The 13,399-nt window shown below is 51.2% G+C and carries 14 protein-coding genes; all 14 read right to left on the bottom strand.

Annotation, left to right across the window (positions count from 1 at the left end; translation table 11 throughout):
- Positions 1-92: 92 nt before the first annotated feature.
- Positions 93-797, bottom strand: a complete 705-nt coding sequence (locus LDN84_RS19955; RefSeq protein WP_223905231.1) for an acylneuraminate cytidylyltransferase family protein — start codon at positions 795-797, stop codon at positions 93-95.
- Positions 794-1,840 carry a Gfo/Idh/MocA family protein gene (locus tag LDN84_RS19950; RefSeq protein WP_223905229.1) on the bottom strand — a complete coding sequence of 349 codons (1,047 nt, stop codon included), beginning with the start codon at positions 1,838-1,840 and terminating at the stop codon, positions 794-796. The genes LDN84_RS19955 and LDN84_RS19950 overlap by 4 nt, the downstream gene beginning before the upstream one ends.
- Positions 1,821-2,600, bottom strand: coding sequence for a HisA/HisF-related TIM barrel protein (locus tag LDN84_RS19945; protein WP_223905227.1), 780 nt, complete (start codon positions 2,598-2,600; stop codon positions 1,821-1,823). The genes LDN84_RS19950 and LDN84_RS19945 overlap by 20 nt, the downstream gene beginning before the upstream one ends.
- A 56-nt stretch (positions 2,601-2,656) precedes the next feature.
- Positions 2,657-3,280, bottom strand: coding sequence for an imidazole glycerol phosphate synthase subunit HisH (hisH, locus tag LDN84_RS19940; RefSeq protein WP_223905225.1), 624 nt, complete (start codon positions 3,278-3,280; stop codon positions 2,657-2,659).
- Complete coding sequence (locus LDN84_RS19935; RefSeq protein WP_223905223.1) at positions 3,280-4,404, bottom strand: N-acetyl sugar amidotransferase; 1,125 nt, start codon at positions 4,402-4,404, stop codon at positions 3,280-3,282. Before LDN84_RS19935 ends, hisH begins: the two co-directional genes overlap by 1 nt.
- Positions 4,405-4,459: 55 nt before the next feature.
- Positions 4,460-5,515: a nucleotidyltransferase family protein gene (locus LDN84_RS19930; protein ID WP_223905221.1), complete on the bottom strand. Its 1,056-nt coding sequence runs from the start codon at positions 5,513-5,515 to the stop codon at positions 4,460-4,462.
- On the bottom strand, positions 5,512-6,681 hold the full coding sequence (gene neuC, locus LDN84_RS19925) for a UDP-N-acetylglucosamine 2-epimerase (protein ID WP_223905219.1): 1,170 nt from the start codon (positions 6,679-6,681) through the stop codon (positions 5,512-5,514). Before neuC ends, LDN84_RS19930 begins: the two co-directional genes overlap by 4 nt.
- Positions 6,678-7,676: an N-acetylneuraminate synthase gene (gene neuB, locus LDN84_RS19920; protein WP_223905218.1), complete on the bottom strand. Its 999-nt coding sequence runs from the start codon at positions 7,674-7,676 to the stop codon at positions 6,678-6,680. Before neuB ends, neuC begins: the two co-directional genes overlap by 4 nt.
- Entirely contained in the window at positions 7,669-8,262 is a 594-nt protein-coding gene (locus LDN84_RS19915; RefSeq protein ID WP_223905216.1) for a NeuD/PglB/VioB family sugar acetyltransferase, read from the bottom strand. The genes neuB and LDN84_RS19915 overlap by 8 nt, the downstream gene beginning before the upstream one ends.
- A complete protein-coding gene (locus LDN84_RS19910; RefSeq protein WP_223905214.1) occupies positions 8,259-9,410 on the bottom strand; it encodes a LegC family aminotransferase in 1,152 nt (383 codons plus the stop codon). The genes LDN84_RS19915 and LDN84_RS19910 overlap by 4 nt, the downstream gene beginning before the upstream one ends.
- Before the next feature lie 2 nt (positions 9,411-9,412).
- Positions 9,413-10,546: a UDP-N-acetylglucosamine 4,6-dehydratase gene (locus LDN84_RS19905; protein ID WP_223905212.1), complete on the bottom strand. Its 1,134-nt coding sequence runs from the start codon at positions 10,544-10,546 to the stop codon at positions 9,413-9,415.
- A gap of 71 nt (positions 10,547-10,617) precedes the next feature.
- Positions 10,618-11,784: a nucleotide sugar dehydrogenase gene (locus LDN84_RS19900; RefSeq protein ID WP_223905210.1), complete on the bottom strand. Its 1,167-nt coding sequence runs from the start codon at positions 11,782-11,784 to the stop codon at positions 10,618-10,620.
- Between the two features lie 59 nt (positions 11,785-11,843).
- Positions 11,844-12,932, bottom strand: a complete 1,089-nt coding sequence (gene gmd, locus LDN84_RS19895; RefSeq protein ID WP_223905208.1) for a GDP-mannose 4,6-dehydratase — start codon at positions 12,930-12,932, stop codon at positions 11,844-11,846.
- 102 nt (positions 12,933-13,034) lie between these two features.
- On the bottom strand, positions 13,035-13,376 hold the full coding sequence (locus LDN84_RS19890) for a MarR family EPS-associated transcriptional regulator (protein WP_223905206.1): 342 nt from the start codon (positions 13,374-13,376) through the stop codon (positions 13,035-13,037).
- Positions 13,377-13,399 lie beyond the last annotated feature (23 nt).

The raw sequence follows: 13,399 nt of genomic DNA, 5'->3' as shown, positions 1-13,399 counted from the left end.
GAAATATAAGCGCCAATGTGTGAATAAAATATCTGGTCCAATTCGATCTGCATTTCGCCAGAATCTAATTCGGTTCCAGATTTCAGAAACGCCTAACACGATGTTCCTTTGAAGCTTAATAAACATTCAGCCATCTGAAAATCCAGTAGCGTATCAATATCAACCGCCCTATCTTTCGGCACTATCACTGCCTTTACGCGCCCTTCAAATACGGCATGATGTGTTAAAACAAATTCTGGCCGGGCAACATATGCGACAGTGGCCATGTCGTAAACGACGGGCACATCCTGACGGCGTGTTATTGCCGTTTGGGGAGGAATGACCAAACTAACCGTGCCGTCCTCATTTGTTTTCACCATATTGAAGTAGGGGCTGCGATTGGCCTCCGAAACTGTGATAACGATGTCTGCATCACCCTTTTCGTATGCATCCAGACAATTTTCAATATCGATAGGCAATCTGAGCGGTGCTGTCGCCGGCACCGAGACCATCGCTGTGGGCAGGACACCATTCTTCTCTTGCAGATAGTTGATTGCATGTCTCCAAGCCAGCCACTCCGGACTATTGTCTTGAGCCAATTCTGCAGGGCGGATAAATGGAACTTCGGCTCCGAATTCCCGCGCGACTTGCGCAATCTCCTCTGAATCCGTGGATACGATCACGCGTTCAATCCGTTTCACTGCAAGTGCTTGTTCAATCGACCATGCGATCAGCGGCTTCCCTGCAAGCGGCCGAATGTTCTTGCCTGGCAGCCCCTTCGAGCCGCCACGGGCGAATATGAATGCGATTGCCTTCATGGGCTCACCTTTGTGTTTGTGGAATTTCCTGCGATTTGCACTTGGCTTCCCGTTCTGGAGGCCAAACGCGCAGCCTCTATGATCCTCAATACTTTCAAGCCATCTTCTCCACTTATCAACGGTTCCTTCTTTTCTTCGATGCACGACAGGAATTGCCGCCATTCGGCGAGATAGCTGTCATCGCGCTGATGCTGATGGCGGAAGAGCTCTCGCCATTCTTTCGCGCCAGCCTCGAATTTTTCGACAACTCCTGTCAGCCCATTCCAGCGTAGACTACCTTTCTCGCCGATCGCCGTACAAAGGCGTGTGGTGTCATGGCGGATGAAATCCATATTCAATGTACCGATCAGACGGCGGCCATCTTCTTTTACCGCAAAGCCCAAGATCAAATGGGCGGTGTCTTCGACATCGATCTCTAGGCAGCTTTGCCGACTGACCGAGGCTGTTACGCAATTAACTTCTCCAAATATCCACCGGAGATAGTCGATCTCGTGGCTCAACTCTAGCAATGCGCCGCCACCGAGTTCGCGCCGAGCTGATACATTTTGCCGGTAGTCGCTATCCGGCCTCCAAGATGGAAGATATTGTCCGATCTCACAGCGCACTGACAGCACCTTCCCGATTTCCTTTACCTCCACCAGGTCTCGAAATCTCTGCAATGATGGGAGAAATCTGAGGTTGTATCCGGTCAGAAGAACCGTTCCCTGTCTCTGCACCGATTCCAGCAAATGGGCAACACCCTCCGTGCTGGCAGCTATCGGTTTCTCCACCAACAGGTGGGAGCCCACCTCTGCGAGTCGTTGTGCCAATGCGACGTGGAATGGCGCGGGGTTTGCAATGACCGTAATATGGGGTGCGAAGCCGACAGCTTGTCCGATTTCGGAGAAGCATCCGTTCGAATATTCCGGAATCAGGCAGCTTTGCTGGTGACGAAGAACCCTGATGTCTGCATGTGGAAAGAGTTCTCTGGCTAATCGCAAATGGCGTGTACCGATGCTTCCCAGGCCAACGATAAGTATCCGCTCAATCAACGCAATCTCCATCCTGTTTTTGCTGACCAGGAAGACTTTCCAGCAGTTGTGTGTCCCAGACCGGCAACTCAATGCCGCCCGCGATAAGCGAGCGGCGCGCCTGCTTCAAACCGTCGCCCACAAAGTTGAACAGGTGCGCAGTTGCCACGGCATCAACACGAGGATCCGCCAGTCCTGCAGCAAGGTGCGTTGAATTGCCAACACCACCAGCAAGAATGACGGGCTTGGGCATTTCCGGCGGCAGCAGGTCGAGCAGCTTCATGTCATAACCTTGCCCAGTGCCGTCACGGTCTATGGAGTTAAGATAGACCTCGCCAACCGCATCATTGGTAACCTGTTCGATCCAATGCGTCGCTGTGCCCTCCAGGCATTTGCTGCCGCACTCAGCCATGACTTGGTAGCTTCCATCCGCTGACCGTTTGATATCCATGGAAGCGACCACGCATTGGCGGCCGAACTCACTGGCCAATTCGCTAATGAAGCCATCGTTCTGATAGAGCGCGGTATTGACGACGACCTTGTCGGCACCAGAACGAAGCAGGGTGCGTGCATGCTCGATAGTACGAACCCCACCACCGGCGGCGATGGGCACGAAACATCCTTCGGTCAACGCCTCCAGCGCTTCACAAAACGCTTCGGTATTCCGTTCATTACGCGCGACATCCAGCACGACCAGCTCGTCGATCGAGAACGAGATGTGAGAGAAGTTGTAATTGGTCTGCAACCATTTGAGATTGCCGACTTTCTGCAATCGAAAGTTGCGGCTCAACATGAACTGCCCTTGGTTATACAACAGTGTGAATATCAGGCGCTTCTTTAGCATGGTAACTATTGGGCCAGAAAGTTCTTCAAGAGCATCAGGCCATTGGTTTGGCTTTTTTCGGGATGGAATTGGGTAGCGAAGATGTTCTGTTGTTCGTAAGCAGCCAGAAATTCCGTTCCATATACACATGTCGCCGCTTTTCCACTCAAACCGTGCGGCAACATGCGGTAAGAGTGGACGAAATAGAAATCTGCGGCTTCTGGCAGATTCCGGAAAAGGATCGAACCCGGCTTGCTGTGCACCAAATCGAAACCAATGTGCGGAATCTTGTTGGAACCAATCTCTTCTCCGGTAAACATGTCCACCGAACTCTGAATCAGGCCGAGGCCAGCCATATCCCCGTCCTCTGATCCGCGGCTACCCATCAGCTGCATGCCGAGGCATATCCCCAGTATTTTTCTACCCTTTCCCTGAACCGCTTCCAGTATCGCTTGATCGATGGAGGATTCTCGCAAGGACAGCATCGCCTTCCTGAATGAACCGACCCCGGGCAGCAATAGAGATTCCGCGCATGCTATCTCTCTGGGGTCGCTGCTGACCACAGGAGTGCATCCAAAATAACGCAGGGCATTGATCACCGACCATATGTTGCCCATGCCATAGTCAATCACAGTAATGCGAGATCTCATTATGCAACCGTGAACTTGGGTCTCCAGCGACCGTCCACTTTACTGAATAAGTCCAGATTAGCATACCTGTCGATCACTTCATCGAATTCGGCTTGTGTCATCTGGTAATAGTCCAGATACAGCTGCATGAACTCTTCCGGATAATGCCCGTCGTAGAGGCGTACCAGATTGACAGCTTGGGAGCGATCCATTGCTCCCCTGCGTATTTCAATACATGCGTCCTGGTTCGCGCGACCAAAACCGAATTTCAGATACATCAAATAGGTGTGCAGTGCATAAAGCGCTTGGTCATTCTGCGAGAAATTGGTGAACGTGCCCGCATTCGAATCTTCCGCCTCCATCAGGCCGCAATATTCTTTGGCCACCAGATAATTCCGATAGGGATCCCAGTTCTCAAAATAAGACCAGTGGGTCAGATCGATTGGATGCGCACCAAGCACTTTGTCCTGGGGGAAACGAAAGAAGAACAGTTCATCGTCAGAAATGCCGGAAGCAGCCAAGACCTTCTCGTAGCCGCCTTCAAGGTACACTTTCTTCTGATACTGGACATCGTAGATAGGATTCTTTGATGTTTCTGTGGAGCCGCCGTATTCGACTTCACCGTCTTCGCCATAAAAGATCAGTCCAATATCAAATCCGATGGCAGCGCGTGCAACTGCCGTATGTATGGCGATCAACCAGCCATAGTATGGAAATCCCATTTCGATGAAGCCGACTTTGTTCAGTTTACGCATAGCCTCATGCGCTGGATTGATGGAGATGTGGTTGTAACCGCTTTCAACGAAAGCGCGCAGGTTGCGATCCCCCAACTCCAGCGCCAACGCTGGCGTGACAGTAACGGCGAGCGGGTGCATACCGTATTTGTGTTTCAGATTGTAGGCGACATATGAACCGTCTTTACCGCCGCTGACAGGCACGAGGCAGTCGAACCTGCCATCATTTCGCCGATGCTTGTCAAGCAGAGTTTCCAATTCTTTCTGTCGCGTTCCCCAATCAAGAGTTTTTTTCTTTTCCGCCCACACGCAGGCATTGCACCAGCCCCGCTCATCGAAGGCAATCCTAGGACGGGTAGACATAGTCAGGCAACTTGAGCACCAGCGGACGTTCTTCAAATCGACTTTCATTGCGTAAGGCTCCAATTTGTATTTTGTTGATGTTTGATACTTCAGCGGACTTGTCTCATTCATTGGAAAAGACACCACTGTATTCATTGTTGGCCCGCTCGAAATCACTGAGCCTGCCGATGTCTAGCCAGTATTCTCTGATTGGAAAAGAAACTGTCGTCTTCTTTTCCGCGATCAGTTTCTCGAACAGCGTAGGCATGTCGAAGAATTCATCTTGCGGTACTTGTGCCAGCACATGCGGAGTGAGCATGTATATCCCCGCACTCACAAAGAATTTGTGAACCGGCTTCTCCTCAATCGACGAGATACGTCCATCGTGCACATTCACTACCCCATATGGCACCTGAAAATCGTATTCCCGCACAGCCATCGTCGCCGCCGCATCATGCGCAACGTGATAGTCATGCAAATGCTCAAAATTGATGTTGGTCAGTAGATCGCCGTTCATCACGAAGAACGATTCATCCAAATGGTCGCGCACCAAACTTAACGCCCCCGCTGTGCCCATTCGCTTTGCTTCATGAACATATTCGATGTTCACACCGAAAGATTTGCCATTGCCGAAATAATCTTCGATCACATGCGACTTGTAACCAACACTCAAAATGATCTCGGAATAGCCATATTTGGCGAAATTCTCAATGATCGTTTCCAGGATGGGTTTGTTTCCCACATTCAACATTGGCTTGGGCGTGGTATCCGTCAGTGGGCTGAGGCGTGAGCCCAGTCCGCCCGCCATGATGACAACCTTGTTCGTTCGATGTGCAGGTCGCAGTAGTTCGTCAACTTCGGCGATGCCGACAATGCGTCCTTCGATGTCTATGACAGGGATCTGATAGAGCTTGTGAGCAACCGCCAGTTGCAGTATTTTTTCCTTCGAATCATTGATTCCACACGTAGTTGGAGTGCGGTAATAAATATCATCTATCGTATCGTCGAGACTATGACCGCCCAGGATCGCCCGGCGTATATCGCCATCAGAGAGTGTGCCTAACAGCTTTTCATTTTCATCGGCAACAAGGGCGATCTTCATAGATCCGCTGTCAATGATCGCTAACGCTTGGCGGATGGTGGCATCTGTTGCAAGCAAGATTTTCTTGGAAGTATTCATGCCGTGAATTGTCCAGATAAGTCGTTAAATTGTTTCTTTAGCAACTCCGGCAAAGGAGCGGAGCGCAATATATTTACGATGCTCTTTGATGCGCAACCGTCACCATGTGGATTCACAACATTGCGAAGGGCTGATTGGGTTTCCGCAGTGTAGACCTGCCGGATGGCACTTGATATTTCCGCCTTGTCCGGCAGACAGTCGATGACGCTGGATGCTTTGATCCGTCCTCTCTGGCGGTCGCCGATATTGACGGTGGCTATCTCGAACGAAGGCGCCTCGATGAGCCCGCTTGAACTGTTTCCAACCACAGCATCAACGAATTGAAGCGCCGACAGATACCGCAACTGTCCCAGTGAGGTAAATGCGATGGCCTTGTTCTGCTTGGCGGACACGTATTCGTCAATCATGGAATTGATGGCCCTTCCGTCGGTATCCGCATTGGCCTTGGTAAATATGATGCGCGTATCCTCCAACTCATCGAGCGCCTGCAGGAGTTGGCGGAACTGCTCTTGCGCTGTGTTCTGCTCCAACGTGACCGGGTGAAATGTCACCAGCAGGTTTTTCTTGCCTAGCTTGAAGCCGATGGCCTCCTCCAACTGTTCCTTCGACAACAGTTGCAAGTTGTAAATGCTGTCCAGCCCAGGCGCTCCAAAATTGAATACAAACTCGGCGCGCTCTCCAAGCTGGATGACACGTCGGCGGTATTCCGCCGCTGCAACAAAGTGCAAATGGCTCATCTTGGTAAGCGAATGCCGGATGGCTTCATCGAAAGCACCCTCGGTCGTTTCACCGCCATGAATATGTGCGATCGGGATACGTGCGATCATCGCAGCCGCCGCAGCGCTGAATATCTCGAACCGGTCGCCCAATACAACAACGATGTCCGGTGACAGTTCGGCATAGGCTTCGGCAAACGAGATCTGCGCCAAACCCATCGATTTGGAGATTCCTACCGGCGTATCCGAGGACAACAGCATCTCTATCTTCTTGGAGATGGGAAACTCTTTTTCAATCTCTTTGTAGGTCAGGCCGAATTCCGGCGAGAGGTGCATTCCGGTCACAATCAGCTGCAGTTCCAGAGTTGCATCGGCTTGTATCTCTTTCATCAGCCAATAGAGCAGGCCATATTCGGCACGTGTACCGGTGACAACGCAGATCTTCCTCATATCCGGTCATCCTTTTCGTAGTCTCTTTGCGCCACACGGCCAACTACCTCATCCCAACGCATGGGATTGAGGCCGTCTCCGGGGCGTTTGACACAGATGTTGTCTTCACTGAATGTCTCTCCGGCTTTGATTTGTCTGGCTGCCACGATACTTTTCCGGGCAATGGCCATATTCTTCATTTCGCTTTTGCTGGGCTTCTTGATGCCGTGCCCCATCGCCAGGGATACACGGCGGATTCCAGCGATCATCGCTTTGAGCTCTGCCGACTCCAGACTGGCTTGGTGGTCGGGCCCCTCCATGGTGCGATCGAGCGTAAAGTGCTTCTCGATCACTTCCGCGCCCATGGCGACTGCAGCAATCGGCACTTCGATGCCTTGCGTGTGATCGGAGTATCCGATCTTGACTCCAAAAGTATTGCGGATTGTCTGCATGGCCCGCAGATTGACTTCGTCAATGGGGCAAGGATATTCGGTCGTTGCGTGCAATACCGTGATCTTGTTTCTGGCGGTTCCCGCTTGTAGCAGGATATCCAGCGCATCCTCGATCTCTCCCATGTCGGACATCCCGGTCGAGAGGATCACCTCTTTGCCCAATCGCCCGACATGCCGCAAATACGGAAGGTTAGTGATCTCGCCGCTAGGTATCTTAAATATAGGTATCCCCAAACTATGCAGTAGTTCGATGCTGTCATGGTCGAAAGGGGTCGAGAGGAACATAATCTGCTTCTCATGGCAGTAACGAATGAGTTCGCGATGCGCAGCCTCATCCAGTTCCAGCCTTTTGATCATTGCATACTGCGACTCTTCAGCGGCAGTTGTTTGCTTCTGGTAAGCGGCTTTTTGCGCGCCTTTGCTCACCAGCTTATCCGCTTTGAATGTCTGGAATTTGACGGCGTCCGCACCCGCATCGACGGCAACGTCAACCAGCCTCTTCGCCAGATCGAGAGAGCCATTGTGGTTGACACCGGCCTCGGCAATGATGAACACCTTATTCATAGGTGAGCCCCATAAATAATGAGCCCGCCTTGATGAAATCACCTTCCTTGGTCTGGACGCACTCTTTCGTCACCGCATTGCTTCCCACAAACGTACCTTTTCTAACAATGCATCCGCCATTGATGGTGGCGGCCGTCGAAATATGGCAATGATCTTCGACAAGCGCATCGTGCTCGACCAACGCCTTGGTATTAATAATGCAGTTATTGCCGACGACAGCACGCGAGTTGACCAAGGTATCGTGCATGACGATGGTGCCTTCGCCTATCGCGGCATGTCTGGAAACGTATGCCCGTGGAGAGATGATCGCCGGGAGCCGGAAACCGAGTGATTTTGCGTGATAATAAAGTCGGATGCGCACAGAGGGGCTCTTGATTTGCCCGACCGTCACCAGCACATAATCGCAACTCGGACGAAGCTGCCCAAGGCTATCGTCTCCGCCGAGTATGGAATAGCCTAGCAATGCTTTCTCAGTAATATTGTTGTCCAAGATACCCACGATCTCGAACCTGCCTTCCTGCTCGATTACATCGATGCAGGATGCGCAATGTCCGCCACCTCCAATCAAGATCAGCCGTGGTTTCACTGGATTCTCGCACTGCTCGGAATATTCACCACACGCTCTTCCAGCCATTTGGCATTCGACAGATCGGTAGATTGGCATCCACTGAACATCGGCAGTTCGTTCATCAACCTCCAAATGGGACGAGACATCACACCAGCTTCGTTCAAATCTTTCAGGAAAGCATCCCGCTCTTGTTTGTCTTCAAGTACGAGCGCATTCAGCCAATAGTTCGAATGGCTATTGATCGGCTCCTGGACAAAGTTGAACCGCGTACCCGCGAAGAATTTTGCATATTCAGCCGAGATCGCTCTTTTACTTTCAAGCAAACGCGGCAGCACCTCCAACTGGGCGCAACCTAGCGCTGCATTGATGTTCGGGAGCCGGTAGTTATAGCCGATCTCGTCGTGAATGAATTCGTACGGATGGGGGACTTTTGCGGTTGTGGTGATATGTTTCGCACGCTTGGCCAAAGCCTCATCATCAGTAACGATCATACCGCCGCCACCTGTGGTGATGGTCTTGTTGCCGTTGAAACTGAATGCGGCCAACTTGCCGAATGTCCCTGTATGTCTCCCCTGATAATAACTGCCAAGACTTTCAGCCGCGTCTTCGACCAGAGCGATGCCGAACTCCTCACAGATATCGGCTATTGCATCTATCCGGCAAGGATGTCCGAATGTATGCATGGGTACGATAGCGGATATCTTCCGCCCTGTATTTTTATTGACGCAACCGCCTGTGGTTCGAGTCGCATTGGCAGAGAGAAAAGCCTCCAGACTTACTGGACTCAATCCAAGTGTATCCCTATCCACATCGACAAACACCGGCTTGGCCCCGCAATAACTGATCGCATTGCAAGTTGCCACGAACGACAAAGACTGTGTGATCACCTCATCATCCGGGCCTACACCGGCAAGCTTGAGTGCAATATGTAATGCCGCTGTGCCATTCACCGTAGCTACTGCATATTTTGCTCCCGTATATTTCGCCATTTCCTGTTCGAACCGGTCAACGTATTGGCCCACACTGGATACAAAAGTCGAGTCGATGCAATCGATCACATAAGCTTTTTCATTTCCTACGAATTTTGGTTCGTGCAATGGAATAAACGCAGTCGTCTGGTAGGCACTCCGAATGAAATCGATAACCGGTTGATGTTTTTTTATCATTTCTACATTTTCCCGTCGAGATATTTGCCGGTTTCTTTGTGCCCGAATTCTGGAATCATACGGCAGAACAAATTGACGACTTCATCCTTACTCCAGCTCCCTGCCTTCTTCCAGTCATCGATACACCGGACGAATATCTCAAGCGCGGTATCGTCGAAAATCGGCTCGTTCTTTATGATGCCAAGATTCTGAAATCGGACCATGTCGAGCCTTTCGTTATCCGTAAAGAATTCCTCGAAATCCTTTTCTCCGGTCGTATCGCTGTCGGTGAACAAACACGGCCATTTCCCTTGCTCGGGCAACATCTTGGCCAGCCTTCTCGCCTCATCTTCCGATGAGCACAAATATGGCTCATAACCCATCTGCTCCAGATATTTAACCGCGATCTCCGCAAAGGTGATCAGATGTAATTTCTCACTTAATTTTGGAAAGAAGATATCCCTGTTCTCGCCAAATATGCAGGACATCAGACAAAGCTCGCCCGATTCTTTTGGGGTAACGAAATAACGCTTGATGTCCTGGGGTGCGACGATAGGCTGTCGCTTCTGGATACGCTGATTGAAGCCGTACAAGAGCGAGCCGTCCGAAAAAGCCACGTTGGCAAAACGCGCCGTAGAGATATTGATCTCCAGACTGCGCCTCATCAAATACATCTCCATGATGCGCTTTGAAGCGCCCATCATGTTCACCGGATTGGCTGCCTTGTCGGTCGAAACACAGAAGTATTTAAGCGACTTGTTTGCGATAGACTGAAGTAATGTCTTTTCCGTATTAAATATGTTCACGTCGATCATGCGCATCAACGTAAAGGGATCCTTCTCGCTCCGTACATGCTTCAAGGCTGACAGGTTAAGCACATAATCATATTTACCATCTGCCTTGATAAAAGCATCGTACTCAATCGAACCTACATCAAGCGCAAAGGTCTGGAAGTCACCATCGATATAACCGTAAGAGCTCCGAATGTCCCGAACCAGTTCAACCATGTTGTTTTCGCTGATATCAACAACATGAAGCTTTCTTGGGCTTCTCTTAAATATTTCTTTAACGACGGCTTGCCCAATGGAGCCCGCCCCACCAATAACCAGAAAGGTCGATGCAGAGACGATACGACGCAATTCCACTTCATAAGACATGATGTCATGAACGAACAATTCTTTTTCTCTGCCAATAAGGGATAGGATCGATACCATTTTCGGACTTTTGCTTAATCTTTCCCGAACAAATCACGACTGAAAACCTTATCCGCGACATCCCGAATATCGTCGGTGATGCGGTTAGCCACAATGACATCGGCCTGCTGCTTGAATTGCACCAAGTCATTTACAACTCTGGAGCGGAAGAACTCGGCCTCATGCAGCGCCGGTTCGTACACGATAACCTCGATACCCTTGGCCTTGATGCGCTTCATGATGCCCTGGATGCTGCTGGAGCGGAAATTGTCCGAACCGCTCTTCATCACGAGGCGGTGGATGCCGACCACTTTCGGATTGCACTTGATGATGCTGTCGGCGACGAAATCCTTGCGCGTGGTGTTGGATTCGACGATGGCATGAATTAGGTTCTGCGGCACGTCCTTGTAGTTGGCCAGCAATTGCTTAGTGTCCTTGGGCAGGCAGTAGCCGCCGTAGCCGAACGAGGGGTTGTTGTAATGGTCGCCAATGCGCGGGTCGAGGCTGACACCCTGAATGATCTGCTTGCTGTCCAGTCCGCGCGTGGCGGCGTAGGTGTCCAGTTCGTTGAAGTAGGCGACGCGCATCGCGAGGTAGGTGTTGGCGAACAGTTTGATCGCTTCGGCTTCGGTGGAGTCGGTGAACAGTACCGCGATGTCCTGTTTGACCGCGCCCTGCTTAACCAGGTTGGCGAAGGTCTCGGCGCGCTGAGAGCGCTCGCCGACGACGATGCGCGAGGGGTGCAGGTTGTCGTACAGCGCGCGGCCTTCGCGCAGAAATTCGGGCGAGAAGATGAGGTTATCGCATTTCATCTGCTCTCTGAGCTTGGCGGTATAGCCGACCGGGATGGTGGACTTGATGACCATTACCGCTTGCGGGTTGATGCTGCGCACGTCCTGTATCACCGCCTCGATGGACTTGGTGTTGAAGTAGTTGGTCTTGGGGTCGTAATCGGTTGGCGTGGCGATGATGACGTATTCCGCGCCGGTGTAGGCCTCGCGTTTGTCCAGCGTGGCCTTGAAGTTGAGTTGCTTGTGGGCCAAGTAATCTTCGATCTCCACATCCTCGATGGGTGACTGCTTGCGGTTGAGCATCTCCACCTTTTCGGGGACGATGTCGATGGCGACAACCTCGTTGTGCTGGGACAGCAAAATGGCGTTGGATAGGCCGACGTAGCCAGTTCCTGCGATAGCTATTTTCATTAGATTGCTATGTAATTTGTAGCTATATTCGGTTGATTAATAAGGATTTTTTGGCTATTCTATTCCAAGCTCACATTCACATCAAAACCGTTCTTTTTGAGCAAGGCGTGTTTTTTGGCCTCCGCCAGATCAGCTGCCGCCATCTCGGTAATCATTTGATCCAGCGTGATGTCTGGCACCCAGCCGAGTTTTTGTTTGGCCTTGGACGGGTCACCCAACAGGGTTTCAACTTCGGTTGGGCGGAAGTAACGCGGGTCGATTTGAATGATGGCTTGCTCGCCCCAATAGCCCACCTCGCCCACGCCGGTTCCTTCCCAGCGGATTTGCATGCCCAAAGCAGCGGCCGTTTTTTCGATGAAATGGCGCACCGTATATTGCACACCGGTGGCAATCACAAAGTCTTCAGCCTGGTCTTGTTGCAGCATCAACCATTGCATGCGCACATAGTCCTTGGCATGGCCCCAGTCGCGCAGGGCATCAATGTTGCCCATGTACAAGCAACTCTCCAGTCCTTGACAGATGTTGGCTAGACCGCGGGTGATTTTGCGAGTGACAAAGGTTTCACCCCGGCGTGGACTTTCGTGGTTGAACAGGATGCCGTTGCATGCATACATGCCGTAGGCTTCACGGTAGTTCACCGTGATCCAGTAGGCATAGAGCTTGGCAACGGCGTATGGGCTGCGCGGATAGAAGGGAGTCGTCTCCTTTTGCGGGGTTTCCTGCACCAGTCCATACAGTTCACTGGTGCTGGCTTGGTAAAAGCGGGTTTTCTTCTCCAACCCCAGAATGCGGATGGCCTCCAGAATGCGCAAGGTTCCCATGCCATCCACATCTGCGGTGTATTCGGGGCTCTCAAAACTCACTGCCACGTGGCTTTGTGCGCCCAGGTTGTAGATTTCGTCGGGCTGCGTTTCTTGCACGATGCGCACCAGATTGCTGGTGTCGGTCAGGTCGCCGTAGTGCAGCTTGAAGTTGGCGTTGTTAATGTGTGGATCTTGGTAGATGTGGTCAACGCGCTGGGTGTTGAAGGAGCTGGCGCGGCGCTTGATGCCGTGAACGATGTAGCCTTTTCCCAGCAAAAACTCAGCCAAGTAACTGCCGTCCTGGCCTGTGATGCCTGTGATGAGGGCAACTTTACGAGTGTTCATTTGAGAATTTTGCATGATGACTGTTATGAATTTAATAGCTGCTTACGCTTGCTTTTATGGCGTATGAGGCTGATTTATTCCGAATATTTCAACTCTTAACTTTTAGAGTGGCATCTGTGTGCCACCAATGTCAACCTCACGCTGCAATGATTCAATCTCAGCCCTGAGCTGCTCATATTCTTGAACTTTGTGCTGTAGAAAACGCTTCGCTAGCGTTGTTTTTTCTGCAATACCCGCGGGTGTCAAAAAATAGGCATAGGCTAATTTGTGCTTGTTGTTTTGAAAGTTGTGCACTTTCAGCAAGCCCTTGTCAAGCAACGCTTTCAGGCAAAAATTGGTTTTGCCCAAGCTCACCCCCAACGCCGCAGCCAACTCGCGTTGGTTCATCTGCGGGTTGATTTCCAGTAAACGCAAAACTTTGAGATGCGTATCTTGATGAGTCAATAGGTCTTCAGGCATTGATTCCA

The organism is Rhodoferax lithotrophicus, from assembly GCF_019973615.1.
GTDB lineage: Bacteria > Pseudomonadota > Gammaproteobacteria > Burkholderiales > Burkholderiaceae_C > Rhodoferax > Rhodoferax lithotrophicus.
Note: the sequence above shows the minus strand (reverse complement) of the source record. Positions and strands in the feature narration are given on the sequence as shown.